This is a genomic window from Facivitalis istanbulensis, assembly GCF_040560405.1.
Lineage (GTDB): Bacteria > Pseudomonadota > Alphaproteobacteria > Sphingomonadales > Sphingomonadaceae > Sphingomonas > Sphingomonas istanbulensis.
In genome coordinates, this window is the sequence record NZ_JAVSCQ010000001.1 from 235,800 (window position 1) to 252,668 (window position 16,869).

18 protein-coding genes are annotated in these 16,869 nt (G+C 68.1%); 7 read left to right on the forward strand and 11 right to left on the reverse strand.

Annotation, left to right across the window (positions count from 1 at the left end; translation table 11 throughout):
• Nucleotides 1-30 precede the first annotated feature (30 nt).
• Complete coding sequence (locus tag RN629_RS01240; protein WP_407033443.1) at nt 31-1,332, reverse strand: hemolysin family protein; 1,302 nt, start codon at nt 1,330-1,332, stop codon at nt 31-33.
• 139 nt (nt 1,333-1,471) lie between these two features.
• Here RN629_RS01240 and RN629_RS01245 point away from each other — a divergent pair, with 139 nt between their 5' ends.
• The gene (locus tag RN629_RS01245; protein WP_407033444.1) at nt 1,472-2,149 is read left to right on the forward strand and encodes an OmpA family protein; all 678 of its coding nucleotides are present in this window, start codon (nt 1,472-1,474) and stop codon (nt 2,147-2,149) included.
• Nucleotides 2,150-2,339: 190 nt separating this feature from the next.
• Here RN629_RS01245 and RN629_RS01250 read toward each other — a convergent pair whose 3' ends face one another.
• Nucleotides 2,340-2,789 (reverse strand): nucleoside deaminase, encoded by a 450-nt coding sequence (locus tag RN629_RS01250; RefSeq protein WP_407033445.1) that lies wholly within the window; start codon nt 2,787-2,789, stop codon nt 2,340-2,342.
• Nucleotides 2,790-2,870: 81 nt separating this feature from the next.
• Entirely contained in the window at nt 2,871-3,083 is a 213-nt protein-coding gene (locus RN629_RS01255; protein WP_407033446.1) for a hypothetical protein, read from the reverse strand.
• A 149-nt stretch (nt 3,084-3,232) separates the two neighbouring features.
• Here RN629_RS01255 and rpmB point away from each other — a divergent pair, with 149 nt between their 5' ends.
• On the forward strand, nt 3,233-3,541 hold the full coding sequence (rpmB, locus tag RN629_RS01260) for a 50S ribosomal protein L28 (protein WP_407033447.1): 309 nt from the start codon (nt 3,233-3,235) through the stop codon (nt 3,539-3,541).
• 146 nt (nt 3,542-3,687) lie between these two features.
• Here the strand turns inward: rpmB and RN629_RS01265 are convergent, their stop codons facing one another.
• Nucleotides 3,688-4,692: an esterase-like activity of phytase family protein gene (locus RN629_RS01265; RefSeq protein WP_407033448.1), complete on the reverse strand. Its 1,005-nt coding sequence runs from the start codon at nt 4,690-4,692 to the stop codon at nt 3,688-3,690.
• A 167-nt stretch (nt 4,693-4,859) separates the two neighbouring features.
• On the opposite strand from RN629_RS01265, the gene RN629_RS01270 reads away from it, so the two are divergent.
• The gene (locus tag RN629_RS01270) at nt 4,860-5,198 is read left to right on the forward strand and encodes a glycine zipper 2TM domain-containing protein (protein WP_407033449.1); all 339 of its coding nucleotides are present in this window, start codon (nt 4,860-4,862) and stop codon (nt 5,196-5,198) included.
• A gap of 115 nt (nt 5,199-5,313) precedes the next feature.
• Here the strand turns inward: RN629_RS01270 and phbB are convergent, their stop codons facing one another.
• The 3 genes from phbB to RN629_RS01285 form a co-directional block, all read right to left on the reverse strand.
• Entirely contained in the window at nt 5,314-6,036 is a 723-nt protein-coding gene (phbB, locus tag RN629_RS01275; RefSeq protein WP_407033450.1) for an acetoacetyl-CoA reductase, read from the reverse strand.
• Nucleotides 6,037-6,121: 85 nt separating this feature from the next.
• The gene (gene hemH / locus RN629_RS01280) at nt 6,122-7,135 is read right to left on the reverse strand and encodes a ferrochelatase (protein ID WP_407033451.1); all 1,014 of its coding nucleotides are present in this window, start codon (nt 7,133-7,135) and stop codon (nt 6,122-6,124) included.
• Nucleotides 7,135-9,363, reverse strand: a complete 2,229-nt coding sequence (locus tag RN629_RS01285) for a xanthine dehydrogenase family protein molybdopterin-binding subunit (RefSeq protein WP_407033452.1) — start codon at nt 9,361-9,363, stop codon at nt 7,135-7,137. Before RN629_RS01285 ends, hemH begins: the two co-directional genes overlap by 1 nt.
• Nucleotides 9,364-9,545: 182 nt before the next feature.
• Here RN629_RS01285 and lgt point away from each other — a divergent pair, with 182 nt between their 5' ends.
• Both lgt and RN629_RS01295 read left to right on the forward strand, forming a co-directional pair.
• Nucleotides 9,546-10,427 (forward strand): prolipoprotein diacylglyceryl transferase, encoded by an 882-nt coding sequence (lgt, locus tag RN629_RS01290; RefSeq protein WP_407033453.1) that lies wholly within the window; start codon nt 9,546-9,548, stop codon nt 10,425-10,427.
• A 64-nt stretch (nt 10,428-10,491) separates the two neighbouring features.
• Nucleotides 10,492-11,574, forward strand: a complete 1,083-nt coding sequence (locus RN629_RS01295) for a class I SAM-dependent methyltransferase (RefSeq protein ID WP_407033454.1) — start codon at nt 10,492-10,494, stop codon at nt 11,572-11,574.
• Nucleotides 11,575-11,639: 65 nt separating this feature from the next.
• Here the strand turns inward: RN629_RS01295 and RN629_RS01300 are convergent, their stop codons facing one another.
• Nucleotides 11,640-12,509, reverse strand: a complete 870-nt coding sequence (locus RN629_RS01300; protein WP_407033455.1) for a DUF4349 domain-containing protein — start codon at nt 12,507-12,509, stop codon at nt 11,640-11,642.
• Nucleotides 12,510-12,668: 159 nt separating this feature from the next.
• Between RN629_RS01300 and RN629_RS01305 the strand changes: the two genes are divergently transcribed.
• On the forward strand, nt 12,669-13,136 hold the full coding sequence (locus RN629_RS01305) for a nuclear transport factor 2 family protein (RefSeq protein ID WP_407033456.1): 468 nt from the start codon (nt 12,669-12,671) through the stop codon (nt 13,134-13,136).
• Nucleotides 13,137-13,138: 2 nt separating this feature from the next.
• Nucleotides 13,139-13,711: a TetR/AcrR family transcriptional regulator gene (locus tag RN629_RS01310; RefSeq protein ID WP_407033457.1), complete on the forward strand. Its 573-nt coding sequence runs from the start codon at nt 13,139-13,141 to the stop codon at nt 13,709-13,711.
• 33 nt (nt 13,712-13,744) lie between these two features.
• Here the strand turns inward: RN629_RS01310 and RN629_RS01315 are convergent, their stop codons facing one another.
• The 3 genes from RN629_RS01315 to RN629_RS01325 form a co-directional block, all read right to left on the reverse strand.
• Nucleotides 13,745-15,076 (reverse strand): cystathionine gamma-synthase family protein, encoded by a 1,332-nt coding sequence (locus tag RN629_RS01315; RefSeq protein WP_407033458.1) that lies wholly within the window; start codon nt 15,074-15,076, stop codon nt 13,745-13,747.
• Nucleotides 15,077-15,157: 81 nt separating this feature from the next.
• On the reverse strand, nt 15,158-15,922 hold the full coding sequence (pgeF, locus tag RN629_RS01320; RefSeq protein WP_407033459.1) for a peptidoglycan editing factor PgeF: 765 nt from the start codon (nt 15,920-15,922) through the stop codon (nt 15,158-15,160).
• A gap of 218 nt (nt 15,923-16,140) precedes the next feature.
• Nucleotides 16,141-16,812, reverse strand: a complete 672-nt coding sequence (locus RN629_RS01325) for a GNAT family N-acetyltransferase (protein ID WP_407033460.1) — start codon at nt 16,810-16,812, stop codon at nt 16,141-16,143.
• Nucleotides 16,813-16,869 lie beyond the last annotated feature (57 nt).

Here is a 16,869-nt window from a genome sequence, read left to right on the forward strand (position 1 = left end):
AGGGAGCCACCGACCTTGGGGGCGCCCGGCCTATGCTTCGCTGACCAGCAGCTTGTCGATCCGGCGTCCGTCGAGATCGACGACCTCGAAGCGCCAGCCCTGCTCGACGAAACTCTCACCCTCGCCCGGCAAATGCCGGAACACCGCCAGCGCCAGTCCTGCCACGGTGGCATAGTCGCGGTCGTCGGGCAGGTCGATGCCCAGCCGGTCGGCCAGCGCATCCGCCGACATGGTGCCCGCGACCAGCAACGATCCGTCGTCGCGCTCGACCACGGAGGGGGCTTCGCCCGGCTCGGCGTCGGAGGCGAACTCCCCCGCAATCGCCGCCAGCAGGTCGGACGGGGTCACGATCCCTTCGAAATGGCCATATTCGTCATGGATCAGCGCCATGGGCACATCGGCCTGGCGCAGCGCCAGCAATGCGTCCATCGCATCGATCCGATCGATCACGACCGGCGCCTTGCGCATCAGCCGCTTCAGGTCGAGATGCTCGCCCCGGAACAACGCCATGACGATGTCGCGCGCCTGCACGACGCCGACCACCGCGTCGATCGAACCATCGCCCACCGGCAGGCGGGTGCGCGGGCTTTCGAGCAGCTTGGCCCGGATCGATTCGTCATCCAGCGTGCAGTCCAGCCAGTCGATCTCGGTTCGCGGCGTCATCACCTCGCGCACCGGCCGGTCGGCGAGGCGGACGACGCCCGAGATGATCGATCGCTCATGCTCCTCGATCACGCCCGACTTGGACGCCTCGGCGACGATCAGGTGCAATTCCTCGGCGGTCACCTGATCCTCATTGTCGCGGCTGAGGCGCAGCAGCTTGAAGATCACCGCGCTGGTCGAATCGAGCAGCCAGACGATCGGCGCGGTCACGATGGCCAGCCAGCGCATCGGCACCGCGACGAACGCGGCGATCGGCTCGGGCTTGCGCAGCGCGAATTGCTTGGGAACAAGCTCGCCCAGGATCAGAGAGGCATAGGTCGTCACGCCGATGACCAGCGCAAAGCCCAGCGTCGCCGCCGTCGCGGGCGACACGCCCATCGCCTCCAGCCGCGCCGCCGTCGGCGTGCCCAGGCTCGCCCCCGAATAGGCGCCCGCGATGATGCCGGTCAGGGTGATGCCGATCTGCACCGTCGACAGGAACTTGCCCGGATCGGCGGCCAGCGCCAGCGCGGTCCGCGCGCCGCTGCGCCCGCTGCGCGCCATCGCCTCAAGCCGGGCGCGGCGCGAGGAGACGATCGCCAGCTCGCTCATGGCAAAGGCCCCGTTCAACGCGACGAGCGCGAGGATGATGAGGACGTCGATCCAGGGAAAGGGGGGCAGCGTTGCCATCGGTGTACAGCGCTCATAGCGGGCGGGACCAGCCTTCGACAACTCCCGTCGTCATCTTCCGTTCAGATCGGATGCGGAACAAGCGCGCCCTGCTTCGCGTTCCGGGGTGAAACGTGACAGATTTAACAGGGGTGATCGCATGAAGACGTCCGCAAAGTTCCTGACCCTGGCCGCGCTGTCGGCGCTGGTCGCTACCTCGGCCTGCACCACCGATCCGGAAACCGGGCAGCAGCGTCTGTCCAAGACGGCGATCGGCGGACTGGGCGGGGCGCTCGGCGGCTATCTGCTCGGCGATCTGGTCGGCGGTCGGCATGACCGGACCGAAAAGATCCTGGGCGCGGGCATTGGCGGCCTCGCTGGCGCGGGCATCGGCGCCTATATGGACAAGCAGGAGCGCGATCTGCGCGCCCGCACCGCGGGAACCGATGTGCAGGTCGTCCGCCAGGGTGACGACCTGCTGCTGAACCTGCCGTCGGGCATCACCTTCGCCTATGATTCGTCGACGGTGCAGCCGCAGTTCCGCCAGACGCTGGATCAGGTGTCGGACGTGCTGTCGCAATATAAGCAGACCTATATCGACGTGTACGGCCACACCGATTCGACCGGCAGCGACTCCTATAACCAGGCATTGTCGGAACGCCGCGCGGTGGCCGTGGCCGATTACCTGACCTCGCGCGGGGTGCAGGCCGCGCGGATCGGTACGCGCGGCTTTGGCAAGACCCAGCCGATCGCGTCCAACGACACCGACGCGGGCCGCGCCGCCAACCGCCGCGTCGAGATCAAGATCGTGCCGATCCGCGAGGGCGATCTGCGCTGATCCTTGGCCGGCGCTTCGTCGCGGCGATGACAGCGGGGCCCGTGCAGACCATCTGCGCGGGCCCTTTTTCTTTGCAGAGTGCGCAGCCGGAGCCGAACCGACGCGGATGGCGCGGCGCCATGGGTCGCCATGGCTAGAATGATCTGTTCGCCGGCATCGGAGCGGATGATGCCGGCGTGACCCCGGCCCGCTACCGCCGCGCCGCGAAGAAATCGCGCAACAGACGCGCCGCCTCCGCCTCGCCAATGCCGGTATAAAGGTCGGGCCGGTGATGACAGGTGGGCTGGGCAAAGAAACGGGGGCCATGTTCCACCGCGCCGCCCTTGGGATCGCTGGCCGCATAATAGAGTCGCGCGATACGCGCATGGGCGATGGCACCCGCGCACATCGCACAGGGCTCCAGCGTCACCCAGAGATCGCAATCCTCCAGCCGGTCGCGTCGCAGCACCGCCGCCGCCTCGCGAATCGCCTGGATTTCGGCATGCGCGGTCGGATCATGCAGGCGGCGCGGCGCATTGGCGGCCACCGCCAGGATCGCGCCCCGATGAACGACCACCGCGCCCACCGGCACCTCGCCCGCGTCCCCCGCCCGTCGGGCGGCATCGAGCGCCAGGCGCATCGGTTCGGGAAGCGGGAACATCAGGCTTCCCTGCCCCGCCCCCGGCGCAGGGGCAAGCCGGGGCAGGCGTGAGAGTGTCGGCCATGCGGCCCCGAGCCCGGCCTATTGGGCGTTGTCGCCCGGCTTTTCGACCGAAACGGTGGGCACCTCGACCGTCCTGGTGGTGGTGCCCACCGACACCTTGGGTCCTTCGGCACGGAATTTCGGGGCCTGGACGACGGCGGGGCGGGTCTGGTCGATGCTGATCCAGCCCATCGCCATGGCTCCGGCGGCCAACAGCAGGACGATGCCGATGAGGACAAGAAAGGCGCGCATGGGTCTGGCTCCATCAGGTTCGTTGGCGTAACAACGCCCCGTTCCGGGGGCGGTTGCACGATCGCTCATGGGGAATCGGTTGACGGGCGCGCGGGAACACGGTATCCGCGCGGCCTTTCCGGGCATTGCCTGAAACCAGGATAACGATCATGTCGCGCATTTGCGAGCTGACCGGCAAGGGCCGGCAGGTGGGCAACAATGTTTCCCACGCCAACAACAAGACCAAGCGTACGTTCCTGCCGAACCTGCAGAACGTCACGCTGATTTCCGACGCGCTGGAAAAGAGCGTCCGTCTTCGCGTTTCGACCCACGGCCTGCGCTCGGTCGAGCACAATGGCGGCCTCGACAACTGGCTGGTCAAGACCTCGGACGAACAGCTTTCGCTGCGCGCCCGTCGCCTCAAGCGCGATGTCGTGAAGAAGCTGGCCAGCGCCAAGACCGAAGCCGCCGCCGCGTAATCGACGCCGCGACGTCCAGGGTTTCGAAGCCCGCCGCTCCCCGGGGCGGCGGGTTTTCGTCGTGGGGGATGGCATGATTGGCGGGCCCGCCTGACCCTCACCCTTATTGCAGGCCCAGCGCCATCGGACGCCCGGGCGAGCAGCGCTCAGCGCCGCCGATCCAGCCGGAATTTCAGCAGATAGCTGTGCTGCAACAGCATTTGGTTGTCGTCCGACACCAGCCACAGGATCGTCGCCCCCGCCTCCTGCGTCACCGCGACTCCCTCGAAATTGTCATGGACCAACGGCGCGTCGAGTTCGGCCAGCAGTTGCCCGCGCGCGATTCGCCCCGGCGCGATCTCGGCGGCCGGCACCAGCATGATACGGTTCGAGAAACGGAAGGGCAGGCGGAAGCGCCGCTCGACCACCACCAGCGACCCGTCCGGTAACGCCCCGGCATCGGCGACATCGAAATACGGTGTCACGCGATAGGCGAATCGGCGGGGATCATGGCGCAGCGGATCGCCCGCGAAGATCAGCCCCTGCCGGGTCGTGCAGCGCGACTCCTCGCTCCCACGCCATGCCGGGCGCGGCACCCTGGCTTCTTCCGAAATCATCACGAAACGGCCGTCCGGCATCCGCGCCAGCGATTCGGCGCCCCCATTGCGCGGCCATTTCGCCATCGCCCGGGGCGCGACATAGGCCTCGGCCCGCGTGAAATCGGGGGCATAGCGCCAGATCTGGTTATACCCCTCGAACCCGACCCAGAGCGTGCCGGTGCGCAGGTCGACCGCCATCGATTCGCTGTCCCGGTCGCGCTTTTCCCAGCCCCGGCCGGGACCGGCGGGAAGATTACCGAATCGCAGGCCATGCGGCTGCCAGTCCGCCCCCATCGCGAATTGCACGATATTGCCGCCATCGCTGAGCAGCGTGAACCGGTCCCCCCGCACCATCAGAGAGGAGAATCCGCCAAAGGCCGGATCGCGGCTGACCAGCTCGATACCGCCGAGATAGGTCAGCGCGCCGATCCGGCGCCGCGCGGGATCACGGGGATCGAGCGCCACCGGCCGCACGTCCATCGCCGCCTTTGATCCCAGCAACGGCAGCCTTTGCTCCCCCGACCAACCAGGCAGCAGGACGAGGAGTAGCAGGCAGGACAGGAAGATACGCATCGCCGCCTCATACGCGCTGCACCGCGACACGTCCGAAGGATTTCACGGCCGCTTCGATGAACCGCGGATAACCGCGGCATTCAGGAACGGGTCAATGCGGATCTTCCAGAAACGGATCAACGACGACGGGCAACACCGTCGATCGCAAATGTTTCGGGAGTGAAATCATGATGAAGACCCTGACCCTGACAGCGACCACGCTGGCGATGATCGGTGGCGCCGTCCTGCCCGCCACCGCCGCGGACGCCCAGCGGTATCGCCGGTCCTATCATGCAGACCGCTATAATCGTGGCTATAGCGACGGTGAGCGCGCCGAGTATCGGTATCAGAAATGCCGTCGCTCGGGCACGACGGGCACCATCGTCGGCGCGGTGGCCGGTGGCCTGCTGGGCCGCACCATCGATACCGATGGCGACCGCACGCTCGGCACGCTGATCGGCGGCGGCGCGGGCGCGCTGGCGGGCCGCGCGATCGAACGGTCGGGCCGCCCCGGCTATTGCCGCTGACCCCTTATACGCGAGCGGGGAGCATAGCCTCCCCGCCCGCCTGTGCGTTTCCTCGCGTAGCGTATCGAGGACGGGACGCCGGTCTCCCCCTGGGGAGGCCGGCGTCCTTGCCATCTCAATACATGTGCTGGCCACCGTTGATCGACAGGGTCGAGCCGGTGACGAACGCCGCCTCGTCCGAGCAGAGGAAGGCGACGCCGCGTGCGATCTCATGCGCCTGGCCCAGACGGCCGACCGGAATCTTGGCGACGATCTTTTCCAGCACATCGGCGGGGACCGCGGCGACCATGTCGGTGTCGATATAGCCCGGCGCGATGGCATTGACCGTCACGCCGAAGCGCGCGCCTTCATGCGCTAGCGCCTTGGTGAAGCCATGGATGCCCGACTTGGCGGCGGCATAATTGACCTGGCCATATTGCCCGGCCTGGCCGTTGATCGAACCGATATTGACGATCCGGCCCCATTTGCGATCGCGCATCCCCGCGAACACCGCCTTGGCCATGTTGAAGCACCCGCCAAGGTTGGTGTCCACGACCTCCTTCCACATCTGGTAGGTCATCTTGAGCAGCGTGCCGTCGCGGGTGATCCCCGCATTGTTCACGACGATATCGACAGGGCCGAGGTCCTCGACCACCTGCGCGACGCCCGCCTGCACCGCGTCATAATCGGCGACATCCCACTTATAGGCCTTGATACCCGTACGCTCGGCAAAGGCCTGGGCCCGTTCGTCATTGCCCGCATAATTGGCGGCGACGACGATGCCCGCCTCTTTCAGGGCCAGGCTGACCGCCTCGCCAATACCACGCGTACCGCCCGTCACGATCGCAACCCGTGTCATTACACCTCTCCCAATTGAGATTGTGGCATAAAAGAGGCAACGTGCATCCGCAATGCCCAAGGGGCCGGCGAAACGCTATATTACGCTACGGCAACCAACCTTCCAGCTCGCGCGCGATCAGTCCGCGCAGCATCGCCATGCCGGGGTCGGCATCGTTGAGGCATGGCAGATAGGCGAAATGGGTGCCCCCCGCGCCCTCGAAGCTCTCACGCCCGCGAATGGCCAGTTCCTCCAGCGTTTCGATACAATCCGCCGAGAAGCCCGGCGCGAGGATCGCCACCTTGCGGATGCCGCGCCCGGGCAGCGATTCGAGCGTGGTGTCGGTCGCCGGTTCCAGCCATTTGGCGCGCCCGAAACGCGACTGGAAGGACACCAGCAACTCGCGACCGTTCAGCCGCTCCTTCATCGCCTCGGCCAGGAGGCGCGCGGTCTTGCGGCAATGGCAATGATAGGGATCGCCAAGTTCGAGCGTCCGCAGCGGCATGCCGTGAAAGCTGGCCAGAATCGCCTGGGGCTCGAAATCGAGCGCGTCGAGCTGCGCCGCCAGTTGCTGCTTCAGCGCGTCGATATAGAGCGGATCGTCATAATAAGGCGGCAGGGTGCGGATTGCGGGTTGCCAGCGCATCGTCGCCAGTTGCGCGAATGCCTTGTCATTCGCCGTCGCGGTCGTTGCCGCGGAATATTGCGGATAGAGCGGCGCGAGCAGGATGCGCTCGCATCCCGCATCCTTCATCGCCTGGACCCGGTCGGCAATGGCGGGGCGGCCATAGCGCATCGCCCAGTCGACCAGGACCTCCGGCCCGAACGCATCCTTGAGCGCCGCAGCCTGCGCGCGGGTGATCGCGGCCAGCGGCGAACCGTCGTCGCGCCACACCAGCGAATAGGCGTGCGCCGACTTTTTGGGTCGGGTGTTCAGGATGATGCCGCGTAGGATCGGCTGCCACAACAGCGCCGGGATCTCGATCACCCGCCGATCGGACAGGAATTCGCGCAGATAGCGCTTCACCGCGCGCGGCTCCGGCGCGTCGGGCGTGCCCAGATTCATCAGGAGCACGCCGATCCTGGGGCGCGGGACGGGGGGATGATCGGGAGATAGCATCAGGCGGACAACTCCATCGGCAGGCTTCGTATCCGTGGGAAGCCGGGCAAGGTGGCAAGAGCATTGGCGATGGCGGGGGCGACCGGGGGCACGGCCAGTTCGGAAACCCCGCCGGGCGCTTCGTCGGAATCGATCAGTTCGATCGTGATATCGGGTGTATCGGCGAGCCGGGGAAGCCGGAGCGCGTCCAGTCGATCGGCGGTTGCAAGGCCATGGGCAAATCCGGTCGCCGCGCCGCGCCACGCCGCCAGCCCGAACAGCAACCCGCCCTCGATCTGCTGCCGCAAGAGATCGGGCGCGATGACGCGTCCGCAATCGACTGCGGCGACCAGCCGATCGACGACCGGATGGCCCCGATCGTCGCGATGCGCCTCGGCCAGCACCGCAGCGAAACTGCCGCGAAAGCCATGCGCGGCCAATCCCTGCCCGCTCGCCGCCCGCTCGCCGTCCCAGCCGCCCAGCGACGCGGCCGTCGACAGGCACCGCGCCAGCCGTGGCGCGTCCCCCAACAGGCGCAATCGCCAGGCGAGCGGATCGGCGCGCGCCCGCTGCGCCAGTTCGTCGAGGAAGGATTCGATGACGAAGCAATGGGCGACATGCGCGCCCCCGCGCCCATGGCCGGTGGGAATGGGCAGGTCGGCACGGTGATGATGCACCGCCAGCGCCGGGATCGCATAGGCCGGAACCGCCCCGCCCATCGCATAGGCGTCGCCATGCCGCGCGCCCCGCATCCCCCAGCGGCGCAATCCGTCCGGCAGCAGGCGCTCGGCCAGTGCCTCGCCGGTGGCGGGCGTCGCGATGCGGCTGCGCCACCCTGCGATCCCGCCCTGCCCCAGCCGCGCGGTCATCCTCGCCCTGACCGGCGCGCGAAAGGCATCGCGGCGCAGATCGTCGGCGCGCGACCATTGCAGGTTGACCGGCCGCTTCAGCCGCGCGGCGATCATCGCCGCCTGCGCCACCGCCTCGGACTCCAGCGCGGCCCCGGTCGATCCGCCGACCGGCATGGCGTGGACGACCACGCGGTGCTCGGCGATGCCCGCCGCGCGCGCCGCGATCGCCCGGGCGCGGGTCGGAGCCTGGGTCGGCACCCAAAGCTCAAGCCCGCCTTCGCGCCATGCCGCCACCGCCGCGCGCGGCTCGATCGCGGCATGGACGCCAGCGGCGATGCGATAGTCCGCCCGGACCAGCCCCCCACCCGCCCCCTCTTCCGCCAGCACGCCCGCGACATCGCCACGCGACACGACCTGTTGCCCGTCGCCGGCCAGCGCCTGTTCCAGCATCCGGCCGATCGTCGCGCTGTCGGGCAGCGGCCCGCCGGACACCGCGCTGGGCGCGAGCGCGTCCAGCCCCTTTTGCGCGATCCACCAGCTGGCGGCGGCGACCGCGACCCAGTCGGGCCCCTCGATCACATCGATCCCCCCGCGCACGCGCATCGCCGCATCCCGGTCGATACGAATCGCGCGCGTGTCGCCCAGTGGCGCGTGGCGAAGCGCCACATGCACCATGTCGGGCAGGCGGATATCGGCGGTGAAATTGGCGGAGCCGTCGATCTTCGCGGGCGAATCGAGCCGGGGAAGATCGCGCCCGGCCAGCTTGCCCGCGCCGCCGGTCCCCAGCGGCAAGGGCTGGGGCACCGTCTCCCCCGCCGCCGCCTCGGCCAGTTCGGCGAAGCGCAGCCTTTGGCCCTGATGCGTGATGAAGCCGTCCGCCGCCTCGCACCGGGTCCAGTCGACGCCCCAGCGGCGCGCGGCGGCCTGCGCCATCAATGCCCGGGCCGTCGCGGCGGCGGCGCGGGCGGGCCCCTCGAACATGCGGATCGAGCTGGACGCGCCGGTCAACATCATCCCGTCGCGCCGCAGCCATTCGTCGCGCACCGCCTGCGGCAACGCGTCGAACGCCCCCTCGAACAGCGAATCGATGCCGATCGGATTGGCGTAGGGCGGGCCGAGCGGCGCGGGTTCGACGCCGATGCTACGCCAGTCCGCGCCCAGTTCGTCGGCGACGACCTGCGCCAGCGCCGTCGCGATCCCCTGGCCCTGCTCGGCCTGCGGCACCGCGACGGTGACGATCCCGTCGCGACCGATCTTCAACCATGCGCCGAACGCCTGTTCGCCGTCCCGCGTCGGCAGGTTGGGGGCATAGGCGCGCGGCCACAGGCCATAGGCGACCAGCAGGCCGATCCCCGCCCCGCCGCCGATCAGGATGTCGCGCCTGTTCACTCCCGTCATGCGCCCGTGCCTTACCGGACCCTGTCCGACTGACAAGCGCAGCCTTTCGGTGTCTCAAAGCGAACCGGTCGATCAGGGTGGATGCCGCTCGCCAACGCCGTCCGCGACGAACCCCACGGCGCGGTCTTGGTGTTGACGCATGGTCGCTCTATGGAAGCGGGTCAGAGATAAGGGAAACACGCTTGATCCTGCCCATGCTCGCGGCCGCCGCCGGCCATATCCGGTTCGAGGATCTGGGGTTGCACCCGGACATCTTCTCGATCGGCTTCTTCACGCTGCGCTGGTACAGCCTGGCCTATATCACCGGCATCCTGTTCGGCTGGTGGTATCTGGGCAAGATGCTCGACCGGCCCGGCGCGCCGATGTCGCGCGCGCATGCCGACGACCTCGTCTTCTACGCGACGCTGGGCATCATCCTGGGCGGACGGATCGGCTATGTGATCTTCTACGCCCCCGAAATGTTCCTGCACCCCTTGCGCATCCTGCGGCTGTGGGACGGCGGGATGAGCTTTCATGGCGGCGCGGTCGGCACCGGGATCGGTGTCTATCTCTTCGCGCGCAAGCACAAGCTCCAGTGGCTGCGCATCCTCGACTATCTGGTCTGCACCGCGCCGGTCGGGCTGTTTCTCGGCCGTCTTGCCAATTTCGTGAATGGCGAGCTGTGGGGCAAGCCGTCGGACGTGCCCTGGGCGATCATCTTCCCGCACACCATGCCGTTCGGCATTCCCGAGCCCGCGCGCCATCCCAGCCAGCTCTACGAGGCCGGGCTGGAGGGGTTGATCCTGTTCGCGGTCATGAGCTTCGTCTTCTGGCGGACCAAGGCCCGCTATGATCCGGGCAAGCTGTCGGGCGTGTTCCTGCTCGGCTATGGCATTGCGCGCTTCATCGTCGAATTCTTCCGCGAGCCCGACCAGCAGTTGCGCGAATTCGCCGCGATGACCGGGCTGCACATGGGCCAGTGGCTGTGCGTGCCGATGATCCTGGGCGGCCTGTACCTGATGAACAGCGCCAAGGCACGGCGCGTCCGGGTCGAGCCGATCGCAGGGCCGGACAGCGTCGCCTGACACGCAGGCGGCCGCCCCTTGCGGCCCCCTTGCGGTGGCGAAGGCGGGGCGGCAGAGCTGGCGGATGACGAACCCGCTGATCCCCCCCGCCGATCACAAGCCCGAGCCCGAGGACGCGCTGCCCGAACGGCTCGCCCGCGCCATCGCGCTGGCAGGGCCGATTCCCGTCGCGCAGTTCATGGCCGCCGCCAACGCCCATTATTACGGCACCCGCGACCCGCTGGGCGCGGCGGGCGACTTCACGACCAGTCCCGAGATCAGCCAGATGTTCGGCGAACTGGTCGGCCTGTGGTGCGCCGATCTGTGGGACCGGGCGGGGCGGCCGGAGGTGCACTGGGTCGAACTGGGCCCCGGACGCGGCACGCTCGCCGCCGACGCCCGGCGCGCGATGGCCAGGGCGGGACTGACCCCGACCCTGCATTTCGTCGAGACCAGCCCGCCGCTGCGGACGGCCCAGGCCCAGCGGGTGGATGAAGCCCGCTGGCATGATTCGGTCGACACGCTGCCCACCGACAAGCCACTGATCGTCGTCGCGAACGAGTTTTTCGACGCGCTGCCCATCCGCCAGATCGTGCGGCGCGGGGATGGCTGGCACGAGCGGCTGGTCGCGGCGCAGGACTTGTTGTTCCTGCCGATCGCCGGGCCGCCGGTGCCGGATGAGATCATTCCCGGGCCGCTGCGCGAGGCAGAGGCCGGTTCGGTGATCGAGGTATCACCCGCCAGCGTCGCGGTGATGCGCAGCCTGTCCATGCGAATCGCCGCGCAAGGGGGGGCCGCACTGATCGTCGATTATGGCTATGAAGGCCCCGCCGTCGCCGACACGCTGCAAGCCGTACGCGGCCATGCCTATGCAAATCCCTTCGACCGGCCGGGCGAGCAGGATTTGAGCGCGCATGTCGATTTCACGACGCTGGCCGCCGCCGCGCAAGGGGCCGGGCTCGCCATCTTCGGTCCGGTGACCCAGCGCGATCTGCTGGGCGCGCTGGGCATCGACCAGCGGACCGCCGCCCTCGCCCGCGCGCATCCCGACCGCGCCGACGCGCTGCTCGCCGATCGCAACCGGCTGATGCAGGACATGGGCACGCTGTTCCGCGCGTTGGCGGTGACCCGGCCCGACTGGCCCGTCCCCGCGGGTTATGGCGGATGATCGCCGCGCGGCGCGGCGCGATCGTCAGACGGCACGGCGCCTGATTCTGCGCCCCGCCGCCCGGCTCAGCCCGTCGGCGAATCGGTCCGCGCCCGGCGCGGCCAGCGCCAGCCCCACCGCCGCCACGCCCGGCGCAGCAGGGCAAAGCCGAGACCGCCGACGATCAGCCAGGGCAGGCCCGCGACGATGGCGGTGATCAGCGCAGCGACGCTCGCCGTCAGGGTCTGCCCCGCCGCGGCGATGCTGGCCCGGATCGGCGACATCGCCCCCGGCGTCTCGTTTAGCACATAGGTGATCTCGATCGGCGACATGGCGACGCGCTGCGCCAGATTGGCCTGTTCGCCACGCGCGGCGTCCAGTTCCTCCTGGGTGGCGGCATAGGCGCGTTCGGCCTGCACCAATTCCCCGACATTGCCCTTGCCCGACTGGATGATGGCGAGCAGCCGGGCGGCGAGCGCCTGTTTGGCGCGGACGCGGGCGTCGGTGTCGATCACCTGCCGAGTCACATCCTCCGCCTCGACCCGGTGGTTCGTCGACAGGACGTCGCCCGCTTTGGCCAGCGCATCCAGACGATGGCTGATCGCGGCCGCGATACGGGCATCGACCAGCAGCGTCGCCTCGTTGGTAACGCTGTCGTCCTTGGGCCCGGGCGCGTGGATCGAGGATTTCATCACCAGGCAGCGCGACGGGCCCAGCGACCGGCAAAGCGCCATCTGCCGTTCCTGCACCTGCGCCATGCCGCGCCGGTCGAAGACATAGGTGATCGTATAGCTATAGGCGATCCGGCTGCTGGCCGTGGGATGTGGGGGGCCTGGTGCCTGGGCCGGCCCTGCGGTGTCGAAGGCGGCGAGCTTTTCGACCGACTGGTTCACCTGGGGTGCGGAACCGCACGCGATCAGCAACAATGGGGCGATCAGTACCGAATATGGACGCATCGTCTCGTCACCGCCTCGCAATGGTTCGGCAAGAGCCTCGACACGGCGGCGATCCCTGTCAAGCATGGCCGGACATAGCGGACGGCCAAAGCCATGTTGATTCCCGGCCCGCGCATCTGTACCGATCGATACAGGTGCAATTTTCCGGTCAGGTGCCGCATGACCTCTCGCCCACCCCTTCCCCCCTTCACGGCCGAAACCGCCGCGCAGAAGGTGCGCGCCGCCGAGGATGCGTGGAACAGCCGCGACCCCGAACGGGTGGCGCTGGCCTATACCCCCGATTGCCAGTGGCGGAACCGCGCCGAGTTCATCACCGGGCAGGCCGAGATCGTCGCCTTTCTCCAGCGCAAATGGGCGCGCGAGCAGGGCTATCGCCTCATCAAGGAACTCTGGGCGCAGGAGGGCAGCCGGATCGCGGTGCGCTTCACCTATGAATGGCATGACGCGCACGGCCAGTGGTTCCGATCCTATGGCAATGAGAATTGGGACTTTGCCGAGGATGGCCGGATGCGGCGCCGGATCGCGTCGATCAACGACCTCGCCATCGCCGAGCGTGATCGGCTGTTCCACTGGCCGCAGGGGACGCGGCCCGCCGACCATCCCTCGCTGACCGAATTGGGGTTATAACCATGGCGCGGTTGATCGCCGAGCGCGCGGATGCGCTGCCGGGCCTGGCCGAGGCGTTCCGCGAGCACGGCTATGCCGGGGCCAGCCTGTCGGTGATCGGCACCGCGACCGGGCTCGGCCGGGGCAGCCTCTATCACTTCTTCCCCGGCGGAAAGCGCGAGATGGCCGAGGCCGTGCTGGCCAATATCGCCGCCTGGTTCGAGACGGCGGTCTTCGCGCCGCTGTCCGAGGCAGAGGATCCGCGCACCGGCATCGACGCAATGATGGTCGCGATCGACCGCTATTTCCAGTCGGGGCGGCGCGCCTGCCTGATCGGCGCCTGGGGGCTGGGGGCGACCCGCAATCCCTTCGCCGCGCCGATCGCCGGCTATTTCCAGCGCTGGATCGCGGTGTTGAAGGACGCTTTGCAGCGCGGCGGCGTGGCCGAGGACCACGCGACGACGCTGGCACAGGATGTGGTCGGGGGTATCCAGGGCGCGATCACCCTGTCGCGCGCGCTCGATGATCCGGGCCTGTTTCGCGCGACGCTGGGACGGCTGACCGCGCGACTCTACACCGCGCTTGCCGCCGCGTGAGGGGGGAAGGGACGCTCCCTCCCCCCTCCCCGATCAGATTGCGGCCAGCGCCTGTTCGCAATCGGCGATCAGGTCATCGGCATCCTCGACGCCGATCGAGATGCGGACCAGATTGTCGGTGATGCCCAGCGCCGCCTTGCGCGCGTCGGGGACCGACAGATGGGTCATCGCGGCGGGATGGCTGGCCAGCGTCTCGGTCCCGCCGAGGCTCACCGCCAGCTTGGCGATGCGCAGCGCGTCGAGGAACCGGAACGACTCCGCCTCGCCGCCCTTGAGATAGAGCGAGAAGGTCGAACCGCCGCCGGTGCAGTGGCGGCGATAGATATCCGCCTGCCGCTCCATGCCCGGCGTGTCCGCCAGAAAGCCGAGATAGCCGACCCGCTCGACCTTGGGATGGGCGCGCAGATAGGCGCAGACCTTCGCCGCATTCTCCCCCGCGCGGCTCATGCGCAACTCCAGCGTCTCGAGCGAGCGCAGCAGCATCCAGGCGGTGTTGGGGTCGCAGATCGTGCCGATGGTGTTGCGCATCGATCGGATGGTGGCGATGTGCGCCTTCGACCCCAACACGCCGCCCGCGACCAGATCCGAATGGCCGCCCGCATATTTGGTCAGCGAATAGACGACCAGATCGGCACCATGCTTGAGCGGACGTTGCCATAGCGGCCCCAGAAAGGTGTTGTCGATCGCGATGGGCGGCTTCTCGTCCGCATCGGCAAAGGCCGCGTCGCGCGCACCGGCCACCGCCTCGATATCGACCAGCGCGTTGGTCGGGTTGGCGGGGCTTTCCAGATAGATCAGCGCGACGCGCCCGATATCGGCGGCCTTGGCCAGCACGGCATCGATTTCCTCGCGCGTCGCGCCCGCCGGGAAGTCGAGCCATTTCACCCCGAAGCGACCGAGGACCCGGCCGATCAGCGTTTCGGTCGCGGCATAGAGCGGCCCCGAATGGACGATGACGTCGCCCGGCTGCACCATCGACAGGAACAGCGTGGCGATCGCCGCCATGCCGCTGGAAAAGGTCAGGGCATCCTCCGCCTCGTCCCAGATGGCGAGTCGGTCTTCGAGGATTTCCTGATTGGGTCCGTTGAAGCGCGAATAGACCAGGCCGTCCGCACCGCCCGGCCGCTTGCCGGTCACGCCCTCGAAATGGCGCTTCCCCGCCGCCGCATTGGGAAAGACGAAGGTGGAGGTCAGGAAGATCGGCGGCTTCAGCGATCCTTCGGACAGGACCGGGTCGAAACCATAGCCCATCATCAGCGTCGAGGGGCTCAGCTTGCGGTCGCCGATGCTGGTCGCATCGCTCTTGCGGACGGCCGGGGCCGGAGTCTGCGGCGGAACGCCGGTCAGATCGGATTCGGTCGGCATGGGGCATCTCCTTGGGACATGAGGGCCGCTCGGTCGGCGGCTATGGCCCAAGGATAGCGGGGCAAATGGGTTTGGCGAGGCTCAAGCCAGACCGATCAGCGAAATCTGGCGGCCATAGGAGGGTTCGCCGCGATGGGTCGCGCGGCGGAAGCTGAAGAATCGGTCCTCCTGCGCATAGGTATCCTCACCCAGCGCGGCGACGCGCGCGACCCCGGCGGCGGCGAGGCGATGCGCGACATAGGCCTCCAGATCGAACTGATAATGGTCGGGACGGATACCGTCGGCAAAGAAACGTTCATTCTCCGGTGCCTGCTCGGCGAACCGACGCAGAAAGGCGCTATCGACCTCGTAGCTGACGCGCGCGATGCACGGGCCGATCGCCACGGCGATCCGGTCGCGGCGGGCACCCAGCGCCTCCATGGCGAGCAAGGTCGCATCGGTGATGCCGCCCAGCGCCCCCTTCCACCCGGCATGGGCCGCGCCGACCACCCCCGCCGCCGCATCGGCGAACAGCACCGGCGCACAATCGGCGGTCAGGATGCCCAGCAGCAGCCCGGGCCGGTTTGTCACCAGCGCATCGCCATGGGGGCGGGCCTCCTCCTCCGGCGCGCTGAGCAGCGTCACCGCCTCCGCCGAATGGATCTGGTAACAGGTGACGAGTCGCGATCCCGGCCGCACCGCGTCGCGCGCGCGGCGGCGATTCTCCGCCACCGCATCGGCATCGTCATCCGAACCGAACCCGACATTCAGCCCGCCATGGATGCCCGCCGACACGCCCCCGCGCCGCCCCAGAAAACCATGGGGCACCGCGCCCAGCAGCGGAGTCGTGATCCTGTCGATGGTCATAGCGGCAATCTCATGATCCGGTGTTCGCAGCGGCCTTGGCCGACGAGGAAGGCGACCCCGCCGATATCGACAAAGCCGGAACGGGCATAGGGGCTGTCATGGATTTCCGAACGGGCGTGATTCGTTCGCCCATGACCGCAGGCGACATGCTTGCAACGCCAGCCGTGGAGAGCCACGCCTGCTGTCACAGCGTCAGGCTGGTGTCGCCGGACGCGGGTTCAACATGCTGGCGTCAATGGCGTGATGGCCACGCCTTCGGCATCGAAATTGCCGTCGTCGAGCCATGATTCGAACAGCGCGCGCCGGGCCGGCCAGTCCGCGGCCACGATCGAGTACCACGCCGTATCGCGTCGGCGACCCTTCACGATGCCATCGCCGCGCCATGTTCCTTCATAGGTGAAGCCAAAACGACGCGCGGCCCGCATGGACGCCGCGTTCAGCGCATTGCAACGCCACGCGACCCGATAATAGCCGAGCACGAAGGCGTGGCGCATCATCAGGAAAATCGCTTCCGTGGCGGCGCGGGTTCTTTGCAACCGTGGTGAAAACCAGATGCTCCCGATCTCGATCGCGGCGTCGCGGGGCGCGATATCGCAGAAGGACGCCCATCCTTCCGCCTTGCCGGTCGATATCGGAACGATCGCGAAAAACGGCTGGTGTTCGAGGCCGCTAATTCGGTCGAGATGCTGCGCGAGATCGTCCTCGGCAGGGAATGGACCATATTTCAGGTACGACCAGGAGATATCCGCGCCCTGGACGGCGTCCCATAGATTCGCGAGATGTCGGGCCGAAAGCGGTTCGAGAAGGACCGCCTTGCCGACATGCCGTTCGAATCCCGGCAGCGGCGGGGGTGATTCGGGAGCGATCGGACCGAGCGGAACGCAAGTCATGCCCGATCATGGCCGAGCGGCATCGATGGGTTCAACGTCCGTGTTCCGCTTAACCGT